Below are 15,364 nucleotides of genomic sequence, written 5' to 3' on the forward strand. Positions count from 1 at the left end.
GGGAGGGCGGGCGGGGAGGGACGGGGAGGGTTACGGGCGTAGGACGGAGCGCAGGCAGCCGTCCTGCTTCTTCTCGAACATCTCGTAGCCGCGCACCCCCTCGGCGAGCGGCATCGGATGGGTCGCCAGGTAGCCGGGGTCCATCTCGCCGGCGGCCAGCCGGTCCAGCAGCATCGGGATGTACCGCTGGGCGTGCATCTGGCCCATCCGCAGCACCAGCGCCTTGTTCATCGCCGCGCCCAGCGGGAACTTGTCGACGAAGCCGCCGAACACCCCGACGATGCTCACGGTGCCGCCCTTGCGGCACGCCATGATCGCCTGGCTGACGGCGGTCGGCCGGTCGGTCTGCGCCCGTACCGCCTGCTTCACCCGGTCGTACGCGTACGCCGGGCCGGTGTCGTGCGCCTCCATCCCGACGGCCTCGATGCAGGCGTCCGGGCCCCGGCCCCCGGTCATCTCCCGCAACGCGTCCAGCACGTCCGTGCGCTCGTAGTCGATGGTCTCAACACCGATCCGGTCGGCGGCCGTGGAGAGCCGGTCGGAGAACCGGTCGATCATGATGACCCGCTCGGCACCGAGCAGTTGGGCGGACCGCGCCGCCATCTGCCCCACCCCGCCGGCACCCCAGACGGCGACCACCTCGCCGCCGGTCAGCCCGCAGAAGTCGGCGGCCATCCAGCCGGTCGGCATCGCGTCGGAGGCGAAGACGGCCGAGGTGTCCGGCACACCCTCGGGCACGGCGAACGCGCCCACATCGGCGAACGGCACGCGGATGAACTCGGCGTGGCTGCCGGCGTACCCGCCGACGGCGTGCGAGTAGCCGAGGATGCCCGCCGGGCTGTGCCCCCACAGCTTCTCGGTGAGGTTGGGTTGCGGATTGCCGTTGTCGCACAGCGAGTACTGCTCGGTGCGGCAGTACCAGCATCCGCCGCAGGCCACCACCGAGCCCACCACCACCCGGTCGCCGACCTTGTGCTTGCGCACCTGCGGACCGACCTCGACCACCTCACCCATGAACTCGTGGCCCAGGATGTCGCCCTGCCGCATGGCCGGCAGGTACCCGTTGATCAGGTGCAGGTCGGAGCCGCACACGCTGCTCGCCCGCACGCGCACGATGACGTCGCCGGGCGTTCGGATCTCCGGGTCGGGAACCTCGGTGACGGCGAGCTTCCCGACGCCTTCCCAGCACAGTGCTCTCACGGCCGGCCTCCCACGGTGAGCTTCTCGCGCATGGTGCGGGTCATCCGCTCGGCGATCGGACCGCGTCCGGACGGGTCGTCGATGGTCGAGATGACCTGCCCGCATTCGAGCAGCGACTTTGCCCGGCGCAGCAGCGTGCGCGCCTGCTGGTCCGGGTCGCGGCCGGCCAGCACGGCGACGCCGTGGCCGAGCCCGCCGCGGGCGTACCGCAGTTCCACCCGCAGTTCGGTGCCCCGGTCGCCCGGTGCCGGGGTGAGGTCGAGTCGCCCCTGGTGTGCCGCGGCTCCCTCGGTGACCGTCCACCGGAGCACCCGTTCGTCGTCGCCGGAGGTGACCTCGACGGTGGTCCGTGGTCCCGCCGGATCCCCCACCCGGCACCGCCACCGTCGCTCGTCCACCTGTTCCACCGCGACCGGACGATCCAGCACGACCGACAACCGGCCCGCATCCCGCCACAGCTCCCGGACCGCCTCGGCCGGACGATCCACTGTCACCACCCGGACGCTCGCCCGGTCGCGGTGCGGTCCGGCTCCTCCGGCCCCCTGCCGGCGGCGTCGAACCACCGCCGCACCTGTCACGCCGGCGGCGCCCACCGCCGCCAGCGCCAGCCATTTCCTGTGGTCAGTCACTGTCCCGTCCTCTCCACCGGCATGGCACCCTTCGCCCGGGTCAACCGACTCGCTTCCCCACGACCACCGACTCCCCGAGGCGGTTACCGGCCGACTCCGTTGGCGCTACCCGGCGCACGGCGCCGGAAACGACCGGATCCCCGGGCCGGGCGGTTGTCCTCAAGGCCTGGACCGGACCGAGTCGGACAGAACACACCGGGAAAGTCGTTTGGGACCGCACGCTCGGGGCACATCAGGACCTGAACCCGTTCAACACGAGGAGGTTCCCTTGCCTACCGTCACCGAGTCCATCGACGTCAACGTTCCCGTCCGCACCGCGTACAACCAGTGGACGCAGTTCGAGTCTTTCCCCGAGTTCATGTCCGGCGTGGAGGCCATCCGGCAGCTCGACGACAAGCGGCTGCACTGGGTGACGAAGGTCGCCGGGGTCAAGCGCGAGTTCGACGCCGAGATCACCGAGCAGCACCCGGACGAGCGGGTGGCGTGGAAGAGCGTCGACGGCGACACCAAGCACGCCGGCGTGGTCACCTTCCACCGGCTCAACGACGACCAGACCCGGGTCACCGTCCAGCTCGACTGGGAGCCGGAGGGCGTCGTGGAGAAGGCCGGGGCCGCCGCCGGGGTCGACGACCGACAGGTCAAGGCCGACACCAAGCGGTTCAAGGAGTTCATCGAGAAGCGTGGCGCCGAGTCCGGCGCCTGGCGGGGGGATGTCTCCCGCCCGGGTCAGTAACTCCGGTAGGTGAGGCCCCGCGCCGACGCCGAGCGTCGGCGCGGGGCCTCGTCGCACAGCGACTGCACGGGCACCGGTGGAAAGAGCGCGAGCGAGAGGCGGGGCACCGGGGCCGCTGACGGCCCGGCAGGTCGGACGGCCGTCCAAGCGGGTCTCCGGTGGACGGTGTCGACTATCGTGCTGCAAATGCACATTCGACCAATTCTGGCCGCCGCGACGACCGCGGTGACCGTGCTCGGGGCGCTCGTGGTCGCGTCGCCGGCGAGCGCGGCCCCGGTCGCCATCGACCCGGCCGGCCTGACCCTCGACCAGGACTTCCACGCGTACGACGAGCCGCTCGCGAAGCTCGACGCGACCCTCGGCGCACGGCGACGGACCGTGTCGGCGGTGATGGCGGCCGCCAACCGGGACCGCGCGGCGCTGTGCAACAAGACCGCGTGGCAGCCGCTGGCGGACCGGTCCGGCACCGACACCATCGGCTTCTGCTGGCAGGACGCGACGACGCGACGGCCGAATGGTATCCGCAGGCGGTCACCACCAGCCGGGAGGCCGCCGCGAACGGCCACTACGACGGTCACCAACTGGTGGTCTCAGGCTGGTACCACAAGGGCACCGGGGTGACCCTGGCCTCGGACGGTCGGTGTCCCAAGGATCCCGAGGTCCCGCTCGCGCAACGGCAGCCGACCAAGGGGGTACGCATCTCGGTCGCCGACTGGGACGCCGACTTCGCCAACACCTACCGGCACCTGCTGCTGGTCGAGCCGACGGTGGACGGCAACGGCAACGGGACCTACCGGCCGCTACGCACCGGCGGCGGCGAGTCGTTGCACGCCGGCGGGATGGCCTGGTACGGCGACTACCTCTACGTCGCGGACACCTCGGGTGGCCTGCGGGTGTTCGACTTCCGCCGGATCTACCAGGTGGACACCGGCTCGGCCACCGCGGTCGGTCGCCAGTCGGACGGCAGCTACCAGGCGTTCAACTACGGGTACGTGCTTCCCCAGGTCGGCCGGATCACCTCGAAGACCGGCAGCCTGCGGTTCTCCTTCACCACGGTGGACCGGGGGCCGGCGAGCGCCACCAAGGCGCTGGTCGTGGGCGAGTACGCGGTGGACGACGCCACCGCCGCCACAAAGTCCCGGGTGGCCCGGTTCCCGTTCGCTGCCGACTCCCGCCTGGTGACCGGTGCGGACGGCCGCACGGTGACCGCCGCCGCGGCGTACAACACCGGTTACCGGCAGATGCAGGGCGTCGCGGCGTACGACGGCAGTTACTGGTTCTCGGTGAGCGACGGCTGCCGGGGCGGCACCGTGGCCAGCCACTACGGCACCCTGCGGCACTGGAACTCGAAGACCGGACGGGCCGTGTCCTACCCGTGGGCCTTCGGTCCGGAGGACCTGTCCTACTGGCACGACCCGGCGGCCGGCCAGGCCGACTACCTGTGGACGCAGACCGAGTACGCGAACTACCGCGCGGTGGTCGCCGTCCCGCAGGCCGACTGGGACTGACCGGTCTACGCGGAGTTCCCGGAACCGGTGGCTGGTCGGATCGCCCCGGCCAGCCACCGGTCCACCAGCTCGTTGCGGAACGTCCCGGCCGGGTCGTACCGGCGGGTCAGCTCGCGGAAGTCCGCTATCCGCTGGTAGCCGCGCCACGGGTCCAGGCCGGACAGCTTGCCCCAGTGCGCCCGGGCGCCCAGCGGCGCCAGCCGGTCCTCCACGGCGGCCAGCACCGGGGCCACCGCGGCGAGGTCGGCCACCCAGGTGAAGTGCACGGTCACGCTGTCCCGCCCATACGCCGGGCTGAGCCACAGCTCGTCGGCCGCCACCGTGCGTAGCTCCGACACCTGGACGACCGGCGACAGCCGGCCCCGCAGGTCGTCCAGCGCGGCCAGCGCCTCCACCGCGCGTTCCCGGGGCAGCGCGAACTCGGACTGCAGTTCGGCACCGCTGCTCGGGGTGTGTTCCAGCCGGAAGTGTGGCAGCCGGGCGTGCCACGGTCCGGGCACCCCGCCCTGCTCGGTGGCCGGGTCGGCGGACAAACCGGGGACCGGATGCCGGGGTCCGTCGGCGGCAGTGGCGCCCAGCCAGCGCGGTCCGGGCGCCGGCCGGGCGTCGTCCGTCCGGCGCTTGAGCCAGACCTGGTACCGGTCGTCGGCGGCCCAGTCGGTAAAGACGCTGACGCTGTACGCCGCGCCGAAGATCTCCGCGCAGTGCGCGTCGAGCGACCGGCGCGGCAGGTCGTCGAAGACGAACTGCCGCATCTGGTACGCGGGCTCGACATCCAGGGTCAGCCGGGTCACCACCCCGAGGCTGCCGAGCCCCACCACCGCCCCCGCGAAGTCCGGGTCGCCCCGACGCAGCGTCACCACCGACCCGTCGGCGACCACCAGCTCCATGGCTGCCACCGCGGCGGCGAGTCCCGGATTGCCGTCGCCGCTGCCGTGCGTGCCGGTCGCGCACGCCCCGGCCACCGAGATGTGCGGCAACGACGCCAGGTTGTGCAGGGCGTACCCGGACCCGTGCAGGTGGACGGCCAGTTCTCCGTACCGGATGCCGGCCGGCACGGTCACCGTGCCGGCCGCCGGGTCGAGGTCGATGTCGCCCGGCATGCCGGCCACTGACACCAGGTCGCCATCGGTGTCGGCGATCCGGTTGAACGAGTGCCCCGACCCCAGCACCCGCAACCGGGCTCCGGCGGTGACCAGCTCCCGCAGGGCGTCCAGGGAGGTGGGGCGGTGCAGCCGCCGGGCCGCGTATGCCACGTTGCCCGCCCAGTTCGTCATGCTCACGTCGTCTCCGTCGCCTCGGTCGGCGGGCCCGTCGCCCGAGGCCCATTCCAGCATGCGGTGAACTGCTTTGGATCGCGCGCCCGGCGGGTATCCGGGTACGGAGAACCGGGAGGTAAGAGCAATGAGCACCTATCACGATCCGGCCAGCACGGGCGACGTGTACCCGTCCGAGGAGGAGATCGACCCGGCGGATCGGGCGATGGACGACGCGGGCGTCGAACCCGTTGCCGCGCCGGTGTCCGACGCGGCGCGGCGGGAGGCGGCCGGCTGGCGGCAGCCGCTCGACTCCGACCCGCCGGCGCCGCCGGTCCGACCGGCGGGACCTCTGGTCGGTGGTCGGTCGATCATCACCCATCACCCCGATGGCTCCACCGAGGTGGTGACGGACCTGGACGGCGACGGCGTGGCGGACGTGGTGCAGGTGGACCTGGACGGGGACGGGCTGCCGGACGTGACCTACCTGGACACCGACCGGGACGGGCGGCTGGACACCATGCTCGGACCCGAGGGCGAGCGCCGGTAGGCGACCGGCCACAGTGGATGGAGCCTTCCTTCCACTGCGGATTGCCGGTGGTTGCGGCCAGTTGTTAGCATCGGGCCCGCCACCGGAGGTGATGGTCACGTTACAGCTGGACAACCTGGTGGCCGCCCCGCACGCCGCGCCGGTAACGGTCCGCGTACCCGCCGGTGAGCTGGCGGTCGTGGTGGCCGATCCAGCGACGGGCACCGCCGTGGCCCGGGCCGTGGCCGGCCTGGCCACGCCGCTCGGCGGCCGGGTGCTGGTGGGCGACCGGGACGTCACGACCCTGCCCCCCGCCCGGCGCCAGATCGGGTACGTCCCGGCCGGCGCGGGACTACTGCCCCACCTGACCGTGCGCCGCAACATCGGGTACGGGCATCGCCGGCGGCTGCGGGTCCGGGCCGTGGCCGACGACTGGGTGAACACCGTGATCGAGCGGCTGGAACTCGGCCTCACCCTGGAGGTGCTGCCGCACGAACTCTCCGAACCGCAGCGGTTCCGGGTCGCGGTCGCCCGGGCTGCCGCGTGCCTGCCGGAGGTGCTGGTGGTCGACCTGCCCAGCGGCGGCGGTGGGGTGGACCGGCTCGGCGACCTCCTCGTCGACCTGGCCCCGGAGGACTCGCCCGGCATCGCCACGCTTATCTGCTCGGCGGATCCCGTGATCGTCGACCGGGTGGACGAGCACCGGCGGTACGCCGTCGAGCGGGTCGGGTCGGTCCGCCGATGACGCGACGACGCGGGCTGTCCCGGCGTACGCTGCTGCGCGCGACCGCGACCGCGGTGGCCGGCGTCGCCCTGCCCACCGCCGCCGGATGCGCGGGCGGCGGCTCCCCCACCCAGGTGGCGGTGGTCTGGAGCGGCGGCGAGCTGCAGCGCTTCCAGCAGGTCCTCGACGGCTATCGGCCGGGTGCCGTGGCGATCAGCACCGGCGACGACATCGACGGTTTCCTGCGGGCCCGGCGGTTGGCCGGCACCGCGCCGGATGTCGCGGTGCTCCGGCCCGGGCTGGTCACCGAGTACGCCGGCCGGGGCTGGCTCACCGAGCTGCGTCCTCGGCTGGGCGAGCCGTTCCCCCCGGCCCTCAACGACCTGGTGCGGCTGAACGGCCGGCTGTACGCCGTCTGGATCAAGATTGCCCACAAGTCGCTGCTCTGGCACCGACCGGACCTGTTGCCCGGCGTACCGCCCGGCACCTGGGACGAGTTCGTGACGCGTACCCGGGACCTCGGGGCGCGGGCGGCCGGCGGCGCCGGTCCGGCACCCCTGTCGATCGGCGCGGCCGACGGCTGGGTGCTGACCGACTGGTTCGAGAACGTGCTGGCCCAGGAGAGCAGCCGCGACCTGTACGACGCGCTGGCCGCCGGCCAGCCGTGGTGGGACCGGACGCCGGTGACCACCGCGCTGCACCGGCTCGCCGAGATCTGGCGGCTGCCCGGAGCGTTCCCGGGTGGCGGGCGACGGGCCCTGCTCACCCAGTTCGACGAGTCGGTCATCGAGGTCAGTGCCCGGCGTCGGGCCGCCATGCTGGCCGGCGCCGACTTCGTCGAGGGGCTGGCCCGGACCTTCCACACCGGATCCGAGCCGCTCGTGTCGACGCCCTTCCCGCGCCTGCCGGACCGGCCGGCGTCCCTGATCGTCGGCGGTGACGCCGCGGTCGTGCTGAACGGTTCCCCCGCTGGCCTACGCCTGGTCGACTGGCTGGTCACGGAGGCCGACTTCGGGCCGTGGCTGGCCGGCGGCGGTTACCTCTCGCCGAACAGCACGGTCGACCTCGCGGCCTATCCCGACGACCTGCACCGCGACCTCGCCCGAGAGATCCAGACCGCCGACGACCTGCGTTTCGACCTCTCCGACCGGCTCCGGGCGCCGTTCACCGGCTCCGACGGCACCGGCATCTGGCGCCTCATGCAGGACTTCTTCGCCGAGGTCACCGGCGGACGAGAACCCGACCTGGCGGTCCGGTCGGTCGTCGACCGGCTGAACCGGGCCGCCGTCGAGGCGGGCGGCCGGTGATGACCGACGGACGACCGCTCGGTGAGATCACCGTGCTCGACGACGTCGGCCCGCCGCGCCGCGGCCGGGCCTACCCGGTGGCCGGCACGACCTCCGCCCTGCTGCTGCCGGCGGGGGTCCTGCTCGGTGGCCTGGTGGTGTGGCCGGTGCTGCGGACGCTGTACGCCAGCGTCACGGCCGGCGGGCGGTTCGTCGGCGGCGCCCACTTCCGGGCCGCGCTGGAGCAGCCGGGCGCGTGGTCGGCGGTCGGCCGGACGGTGATCTGGGCGCTTGTGGTGCCAGCCGTGGTCACCGCCCTCGGTTACCTGCTCGCGGCGGCGTCACCACGGTCGCGGGAGGGCGGTCCGGTCCAGCTCATCCTGGTGCTGCCGATCGCGGTGCCGCTGGTCGTCGCCGGCCTGGTCTTCCGGCTGCTCTACGACCCGGATCCCGGCCGCGGCCTGGCCACCCTGGTCGCCACCCGGCTGCTCGGCCGCTCCGCCGAGCAGGCACCCCAGTTTCTCGGCCCCGAGCTGGTCACCGCGGCCCTGATGTCGGCGTTCGTCTGGTCCTGGGTCGGGCTGGCGGTGCTGGTCTTCCGGGCCGCCCTGGACGCCGTACCGCAGAACCTCGCCGACGCGGTCCGGGCCAATGGCGGGACCCGACGCGACGTGCTGTGGCACGCCCAGTGGCGACCGCTGCTCCTGCGTACCGCCGCGGTGGTGTTCACCCTGGTGGCGCTCGCCACCGCGCGAACGTTCGACCTGATTCTGGTGATGGTGCCCGGCTCGGTCCGGGACGAGGCGTCGGTGCTCGCCGTGCTGGTCTGGCAGACTTCCGGCGCCGGCACCACGGGGTCCGGCGCGGCCCTCGGCGTGGTGTGGCTCGCCGTGTTGATCGCCGGCCTGCTGCTGGCCGCCTTCTTCCTCCGGCAGAACTGGCCGCCGCCCCGCCGCGACGAGGTTCCGGAGGCCGACCAACCGCCGGTCCGCCCGCGCCGGGTGATGCGGATCCTCGCGGCCGTCGCCGCCGTGGTCTGGCTGGTGCCGCTGGCCGTGCTGGTGGCCACCTCGCTGCACGACCGGCGGGGAGCGGCGGTGCACGGATGGTGGGCGAGCCGTCCCGACCTCGGCTCGTACGCGGCGGTGCTGCGCGACCCGGACCTGCACCGGGCGCTGGCCTTCACCCTGCTGCTGGCCACCGCGGTGACCGGCGCCGTGCTGATCGTCGCGCTCCTTGCCGCGTACCCGCTGGCCTGGTTGACCGGCCCGGCCGCACAGCTGACCGGGGTGCTGTTGACACTCTCGGCCGTCGTGCCGAGCCAGGTGATCGCCGGACCGGTCAACGAGGTTCTCGGGGTGACCTCGTCGTCGGGCACCGCCTGGGGGCTGGCGCTTGTGCACATCTCGCGGGGGGTGCCGTTCGCCGTGCTGCTGCTGCGCAACGCGGTCGCCGATCTGCCCGCCCAGCAGGTGCGTCGGGCCCGGGTCGGTGGCCGGTGGTGGACCATGGTGTGGCGGCTGACCAAGCGGAACCAGTCCGCGGTGATCGCCGTCTGCGTGCTGGAGTTCGTCCAGGTGTGGAACGACCTGGTGGTGGGGCTGCTGTTCGGTGGCCAGAGCACGGCACCGCTGGGCGCCCTGCTGTTCAGCCAGACCCGCCAGTTCGTCGCCAACAGCGGGCCGCTGGCGGCCAGTTCGGTGGTCGCCTCCGTGTTGCCGGTGGTCCTGGTGATCCTGGCCCGCCAACACCTGATCACCGGTCTGGTGGCCGGCGGCGTCCCGGTCGCCCCCCGCGCCGCCGACACCGGAGCGGGCGGGGGCGCGCGATGACGGCGCCGGAGTCGCGACCGGACAGGTTCGGCCCGCCGCCCCGATGGCCGATGCTGGTGGCGATCGGCACCCTGCTCATGGGTGTGGTCGCCAACGTGGCGAGCAACCTGCTTTCCGAGATCGCCGGTGACGCCCTGGGCCCGGCCAGCGCCGCGGTGGCGGCGGCCGGGGCCGTCGCGTCCGTCCTGTTCGAGGTGCGCCGCCGGCGGGCCGCCCGGTATTCCTCCGGCGACCCCACGGACACGGTACCGCCGGCCGGGGCGCCGACCCTGCCGTACACGGCCGGATTCACCGGTCGCGCGGAGCACGTCGCCCGGATCGTGGACGACATCAAGCGGGAGCACGCGGTCGCCGTGGTAGGACGGCGCGCCGTGGGCACCTCGTCCTGCGCCGTGCAGGCGGCCAACCTGTGCCGCAGCGCGTACCCGGACGGTCAGCCCTATCTTGACCTGCGGCGCGGCGGTCGGCCGTGGAAGCCGCGTCAGGTCCTCACCGAACTGGCCCGGATCCTCGGCACCCCACCGCCCCGGTCCGGGCGGCCCGCCGACCTGACGGCAGCGGCCGACGCCATCCGCGGTCACCTGGACGGCAAGGAGATCCTGCTCGTCCTGGACAACGTGGATGATCCGGACCAGGCGCGCGCCCTGCTGCCGCCGGCGGCCCGCACCTGCCGGCTGCTGCTGGCCGGGACACCACGACTGTCCGGACTGGAGGGATTGGTCACGCACTGGCTCGACGAGCCGGGCCCGGACGAGGCGGTCGAGCTGTTCGCCAGCGCGGGCGGGGTGGCGACCGGCACCCGCAGCCGGCGGCCGGACCCGCGCACCGATCCAGCGGTCCGCATGCTCGTCGAACTCTGCGGCCGGCAGCCGCGTACCGTGCGGGCCCTCGGCTATCGCAGCGCCCGGCACGGGTGGAACGCGACCGACGTGCTGCGTCGGTTGCGGGCCGCGATCGAGGCGCCGCCACACGAGCGGATGGCGAACTCCCCGGCGCTGACCCTGCTGACCGAGCGGGACACCGCGTACGGTGCGCTGTCCGGCGAGGCCAGGCGGCTGTACCGGCTGCTGTCGCTCGCCCCGGTCACCCTGTCGCCCGTGGAGCCGGGCCAGCCCGCCGGTGCCGGGTCCCCCACCCATCGATTGACCACCGCCGCGGTGGACCGCACGGCCATCGCGGCGCTGGCCCGACGCCGACCGGAGCGGGTCGCCGCGGTCCTCGACGAGTTGGGCACGGCGGGTTTCGTGATCGGCACCTCGGGCGACCGGTTCCAGGTCCAACCGCTGCTCGGCCCGTACGCCCGCCTGCACCTGCGGGATGCCGTGCCACGCTGGCGGCGGGTGCTCGGCCAGGTCCGGCTCATCCGGCACCTGACCCGCCGGGCCGAGCGTCACCTGACCCGGTTGACCGGCCCCGGCTCGCCGACCGACCGGGAGCGTTCCCTGCCCCTGGACGACGACCCCGCGGCCTGGTTCGACCTGCACCACGAACTGCTCCGGGACGTCGTCCTGGAGGCGGCGCGGGCCACCCAGCCGCTCCCCCGCCGGCTCCGGCGGTGGTGGTTCCGGCTGGCGACGGCACTCTGCGGCTGGTACGCGCACGAGGGCCGGTCGGCCGACTGGGAGCTGGTCTGCCGGATGGTGCTGCGAGCGCCGACGGCCGAGGACCGGCGGGAGATCGCCGGCTGGACGCACAACGAGCTGGGCGTGCTGCTCCGGCGCCGCAACGAGCCGCACGCCGCCGTCGAGATGCTCAACCTGGCGGTCGCCAAGCGCGGCCGGCGCGGTGCCGCCCAGGCCCAGTTGAACCTCGCGCTCGCCCTGCTGGACCTGGGCAACGTGGACGAGGCCATCGAGCATCTGGAGCTGTCCCGGCGGCACCGCGCCGGTGCGGACCGCACCGGGCACGCCCTCACCGACCTGGGTCTGGGCGCCGCCCATCTGGCCCGGGACGAGCCACGCACGGCGAACCGGCACCTGGTCCGGGCGGCGAACGCCTTCTCCGCGATCGGGGACGCGCGCGGCTTCGCCGCCGCGCTGAGCAACCTGGCCCTGGTGCACAGCCGGCTCGGCGAACATCTCGACGCGGCGCAGGCGTGGCGGGCGGCGCTGCGCGAGTACGAGTCCCTGGACGACGGTCGGGGGCGGGCGACCGTGCTGCTCAACGCCGGCGTCAGCCTGCTCGCGTCGACGCCGCCGCGGGCCGGGGCGGCGTACGACAGGCTGACCGAGAGCCTGCTGCTGCGCGACGGTTCGCCCATCACCGCCGGCCACGGCCGGACCCTGCTCCACCTGGGCGACGCCGCGGAGATTCTCGGCCGCCACGACGAGGCCCGCCGGCACTGGGCCGGGGCGGAGCGGGCGTGCGAAGCGGTACGCGACGCCGAGGGTATGGCCGCGGCTGGCGCGCGGCTGGCCGGCCGATGACGGCGCCGCGACATCGCACCGGCGGTGACCAGAGGCGGGTAGGCTGCCGGGGTCGATGGCCGTCGAACGCCCGGAGGCGAGATGTCGCAGAGCAGCACGGAGGACCCGACGTTGGACGCCGCACCATCCGGAGTGGACACATCGGTGCCACATTCGGCGCGGGTCTATGACTGGTGGCTCGGCGGCAAGGACAACTTCGCCGTGGACCGGCAGATGGGCGCCGCACTCGTGGCGGCTATCCCCACCCTGCGCGACATGGCGGCGGAGAACCGGCGCTTCGTGCACCGGGCCGCGCGCTACCTGGTGGCGGAGGCGGGCGTCCGGCAGTTCCTCGACATCGGCACCGGCATCCCCACCCGGCCCAACCTGCACGATGTCGCGCAGGCTATCGCGCCGGAGACCCGGGTGGTGTACGTCGACAACGACCCCATCGTGTTGGCGCACGCCCGCGCGCTGATGGACAGCACCCCGCAGGGGCGCAGCGAGTACATCCACGCCGACCTGCGCGAACCCGGTGGGATCCTGGCCGACGACGCGTTGCGCGCCACGCTCGACCTGGACCGACCGGTGGCGCTCACGTTGATCGCGGTCCTCATGTTGCTGCGCGACTCCGACGACCCCGCCGGCATCATTCGCACCCTCGCCGACGCCCTCCCGTCGGGCAGCTATCTGGCGATCACGCATCCCACGCAGGACTTCAACCCGGCCGAGATGGACGCCGCCGTGGCCGCGGCCACGCACGGCGGGATGACGCTGGTGCCGCGCGCCCGCGACGAGGTCGAACGGCTCTTCCTCGGTTGGGATCTGGTGGAACCCGGTCTGGTGCCGGTGATGGCCTGGCAGCCGGAGACGCCGCCGTCCGATCCGACGGCCGCGTACTACTGGGCCGGGCTGGCCCGCAAACCCTGACCGTCGTCCGCGCGTCCCGGCGATGGCCGGGACGCGCGGACGGGAACCGGTTCAGCTCGGCGGCAGGTCCGCTGTCACACCTGCGGCTCGGCGAAGTGGCAGGCGGCGAGCTGCCCGCCCGCCTTCTCCTCCAGCGGGGGCGTGACCTCGGCGCAGATGTCCTCGGCCTTCCAGCAGCGGGTGCGGAACCGGCAGCCCGAGGGCGGGTCGATCGGGCTCGGCACGTCGCCGGACAGGCGGATCCGGGTTCTCGGCTCCGCGCCGCGGGCGACGTTGACGTCCGGCACGGCGGAGAGCAGGGCCTGGGTGTACGGGTGCTGCGGGGCGGCGTAGATCTGTTCGCGCGGTCCCATCTCCATGACCCGGCCGAGGTACATGACCGCGACCCGGTCACAGAAGTGCCGCACCACGCCGAGGTCGTGCGCGATGAACACGAACGCGATGTTGAACTCCTTGCGCAGGTCCTCCAGCAGGTTCATCACCTGCGCCTGGATGGACACGTCGAGCGCGCTCACCGGTTCGTCCGCCACGATGACCTTCGGCCGGGCGGCGAGCGCCCGGGCGATGCCGATCCGCTGCCGCTGACCGCCGGAGAACTCGTGCGGGTAGCGGTTGTAGTGCTCGGGGTTGAGACCGACCACCTCCAGCAGCTCCTGCACCCGGGCCAGCTCACGCCCCTTGGGCACCATGTTGTGGGTCCGCAGCGCGGTGCCCACGATGGTGCCGACGGTGTGCCGGGGGTTCAGCGACGAGTACGGGTCCTGGAAGATGAGCTGGATCTCCCGCCGGTACGGCAGCAGCTGCCGGTCCGACAGGTGGGCGATGTCGTGGCCCTGGTAGAGGATCTGGCCCGAGGTCGGGGTGAGCAGCCGGGCGATCAGCCGGGCGGTGGTGGACTTGCCACAGCCCGACTCCCCGACCAGGCCGAGCGTCTCCCCCGGCCCGACGGTCAGCGACACCCCGTCGACCGCCTGCACCTTGTTGTTGGCCCGCCGGAGCAGCCCTTCACCCTTCACGGTGAAGTGCATGGTGAGGTCCTTGAGTTCCAGCAGTGGAGCCCCCGGCTTGCTGGGAACGCGGGAGCCCTTCCGGTCCTCCGCCGTGTCGATCGCTGCGGTCGTCATCGTCATGGTCCTTTACGGCAGCCGGGGCAGGATGTCGGTCTGGAACGTCCGGTCGGGGTCTTGCAGGTGGCACCGGGACAGCCGGTTGGGGTCGGCGGTGCGCGGGATGAACTCCGGCACCTCGTTCTTGCACAGCCCGCCGGGGACCCGGGTGCGGAACTCGCAGCGCGGGTGGAACGGGCAGCCGGACGGGATGGCCAGCAGGCTGGGCGGGGTTCCGGGGATCGGGTGCAGCGGTGCCGGGTCACCGGACAGCGCCGGGATGCTCTCCAACAGACCCCACGCGTACGGGTGCAGCGGGGTGCCGAGGACCTTGTGCGCGGCACCGAACTCGACGGCCCGGCCGGCGTACATCACCAGGACGTCGTCGGCGATCTCGGCGACCACGCCGAGGTCGTGGGTGACGAAGATGACCGCCGATCCGAAGTCGCGCTGCAGGTCGGCGATCAGGTCGAGGATCTGCGCCTGCACGGTCACGTCGAGCGCGGTGGTGGGCTCGTCGGCGATGAGCAGCTTGGGGTCGTTGATCAGCGCCATCGCGATCATCACGCGCTGCCGCATACCGCCGGAGAACTGGTGCGGGAAGTCGCCGAGCCGCTTGCGGGGGTTCGGGATGCCGACCCGGCCGAGCATGTCGACCGCGCGGTCCCGGGCCGCCCGCTTGGAGACGTCGTGGTGCGCCCGGTACGCCTCGACGAGCTGGTTGCCGATGGTGAAGAACGGGTGCAGCGAGGACTGCGGGTCCTGGAAGATCATCGCCGCGGTGTTGCCCCGGTGCTTGCGGATCTGGTCCTGCCGCAGGCCGACGATCTCGGTGCCGCCGAGCTTGATCGAGCCGGAGATCCGCGCGCTCCTCGGGTCGTGCAGCCCCATGACGGCCATGCTGGACACGCTCTTGCCCGAGCCGGACTCGCCCACGATCGCGAGCGTCCGGCCCAGCGGCAGCGAATAGCTCAGGCCCTGCACCGCCTGCACCACACCGTCGGCGGTGGGGAAGGCGACCCGCAGGTCGCGTACCTCGAGGTAGGCCTCGCCGTCCGAGGTGGGCGCCGGCTGCTCCCGCCGGGCCCGGACGACGGTCTGCGGACCGCGCACCGCGGTCGCGGGGGTCGGGGACGCCGTCTCGTCGCTCATGCTGCTGCCGCCTTATCGCGTTCTGTCCGCCGGCGCTGGCCGGCGCTGACCTCCGGGTCGATCAGGGACGTCGC

14 protein-coding genes are annotated in these 15,364 nt (G+C 73.2%); 9 read left to right on the plus strand and 5 right to left on the minus strand.

What is annotated here, in order from left to right:
* Nucleotides 1-30: 30 nt before the first annotated feature.
* Both ACFQUZ_RS15935 and ACFQUZ_RS15940 read right to left on the minus strand, forming a co-directional pair.
* Entirely contained in the window at nucleotides 31-1,200 is a 1,170-nt protein-coding gene (locus tag ACFQUZ_RS15935) for a zinc-dependent alcohol dehydrogenase (protein ID WP_377442784.1), read from the minus strand.
* Nucleotides 1,197-1,829, minus strand: a complete 633-nt coding sequence (locus ACFQUZ_RS15940) for a cyclase (RefSeq protein ID WP_377442786.1) — start codon at nucleotides 1,827-1,829, stop codon at nucleotides 1,197-1,199. The genes ACFQUZ_RS15935 and ACFQUZ_RS15940 overlap by 4 nt, the downstream gene beginning before the upstream one ends.
* Before the next feature lie 268 nt (nucleotides 1,830-2,097).
* Here ACFQUZ_RS15940 and ACFQUZ_RS15945 point away from each other — a divergent pair, with 268 nt between their 5' ends.
* The 3 genes from ACFQUZ_RS15945 (at nucleotide 2,098) to ACFQUZ_RS15955 (ending at nucleotide 4,070) form a co-directional block, all read left to right on the plus strand.
* Nucleotides 2,098-2,562 carry an SRPBCC family protein gene (locus tag ACFQUZ_RS15945; RefSeq protein ID WP_377442788.1) on the plus strand — a complete coding sequence of 155 codons (465 nt, stop codon included), beginning with the start codon at nucleotides 2,098-2,100 and terminating at the stop codon, nucleotides 2,560-2,562.
* Between the two features lie 186 nt (nucleotides 2,563-2,748).
* Nucleotides 2,749-3,183, plus strand: a complete 435-nt coding sequence (locus ACFQUZ_RS15950; protein ID WP_377442790.1) for a hypothetical protein — start codon at nucleotides 2,749-2,751, stop codon at nucleotides 3,181-3,183.
* Complete coding sequence (locus tag ACFQUZ_RS15955; RefSeq protein ID WP_377442792.1) at nucleotides 3,147-4,070, plus strand: hypothetical protein; 924 nt, start codon at nucleotides 3,147-3,149, stop codon at nucleotides 4,068-4,070. Before ACFQUZ_RS15950 ends, ACFQUZ_RS15955 begins: the two co-directional genes overlap by 37 nt.
* Nucleotides 4,071-4,075: 5 nt before the next feature.
* Here ACFQUZ_RS15955 and ACFQUZ_RS15960 read toward each other — a convergent pair whose 3' ends face one another.
* On the minus strand, nucleotides 4,076-5,347 hold the full coding sequence (locus ACFQUZ_RS15960; RefSeq protein WP_377443070.1) for an FAD-binding protein: 1,272 nt from the start codon (nucleotides 5,345-5,347) through the stop codon (nucleotides 4,076-4,078).
* 127 nt (nucleotides 5,348-5,474) lie between these two features.
* Here ACFQUZ_RS15960 and ACFQUZ_RS15965 point away from each other — a divergent pair, with 127 nt between their 5' ends.
* From ACFQUZ_RS15965 to ACFQUZ_RS15990, 6 genes are all read left to right on the plus strand, one after another.
* Nucleotides 5,475-5,876 (plus strand): hypothetical protein, encoded by a 402-nt coding sequence (locus ACFQUZ_RS15965; RefSeq protein ID WP_377442794.1) that lies wholly within the window; start codon nucleotides 5,475-5,477, stop codon nucleotides 5,874-5,876.
* A gap of 91 nt (nucleotides 5,877-5,967) precedes the next feature.
* Nucleotides 5,968-6,600: an ATP-binding cassette domain-containing protein gene (locus ACFQUZ_RS15970; protein ID WP_377442796.1), complete on the plus strand. Its 633-nt coding sequence runs from the start codon at nucleotides 5,968-5,970 to the stop codon at nucleotides 6,598-6,600.
* Complete coding sequence (locus ACFQUZ_RS15975; protein ID WP_377442798.1) at nucleotides 6,597-7,886, plus strand: ABC transporter substrate-binding protein; 1,290 nt, start codon at nucleotides 6,597-6,599, stop codon at nucleotides 7,884-7,886. Before ACFQUZ_RS15970 ends, ACFQUZ_RS15975 begins: the two co-directional genes overlap by 4 nt.
* Nucleotides 7,886-9,697: a hypothetical protein gene (locus ACFQUZ_RS15980; protein ID WP_377442800.1), complete on the plus strand. Its 1,812-nt coding sequence runs from the start codon at nucleotides 7,886-7,888 to the stop codon at nucleotides 9,695-9,697. Before ACFQUZ_RS15975 ends, ACFQUZ_RS15980 begins: the two co-directional genes overlap by 1 nt.
* A complete protein-coding gene (locus ACFQUZ_RS15985) occupies nucleotides 9,694-12,123 on the plus strand; it encodes a hypothetical protein (RefSeq protein ID WP_377442802.1) in 2,430 nt (809 codons plus the stop codon). The genes ACFQUZ_RS15980 and ACFQUZ_RS15985 overlap by 4 nt, the downstream gene beginning before the upstream one ends.
* A gap of 81 nt (nucleotides 12,124-12,204) precedes the next feature.
* Nucleotides 12,205-13,032: an SAM-dependent methyltransferase gene (locus tag ACFQUZ_RS15990; RefSeq protein WP_377442804.1), complete on the plus strand. Its 828-nt coding sequence runs from the start codon at nucleotides 12,205-12,207 to the stop codon at nucleotides 13,030-13,032.
* Between the two features lie 74 nt (nucleotides 13,033-13,106).
* On the opposite strand, the gene ACFQUZ_RS15995 is transcribed toward ACFQUZ_RS15990, so the two are convergent.
* Nucleotides 13,107-14,162 carry an ABC transporter ATP-binding protein gene (locus tag ACFQUZ_RS15995; protein WP_377442806.1) on the minus strand — a complete coding sequence of 352 codons (1,056 nt, stop codon included), beginning with the start codon at nucleotides 14,160-14,162 and terminating at the stop codon, nucleotides 13,107-13,109.
* Nucleotides 14,163-14,168: 6 nt separating this feature from the next.
* Nucleotides 14,169-15,290: an ABC transporter ATP-binding protein gene (locus tag ACFQUZ_RS16000; RefSeq protein ID WP_377442808.1), complete on the minus strand. Its 1,122-nt coding sequence runs from the start codon at nucleotides 15,288-15,290 to the stop codon at nucleotides 14,169-14,171.
* Nucleotides 15,291-15,364: the final 74 nt, after the last annotated feature.

The organism is Plantactinospora sp. GCM10030261 (genome assembly GCF_042666615.1).
In the GTDB taxonomy this organism is placed as follows: Bacteria; Actinomycetota; Actinomycetes; order Mycobacteriales; family Micromonosporaceae; genus KBS50.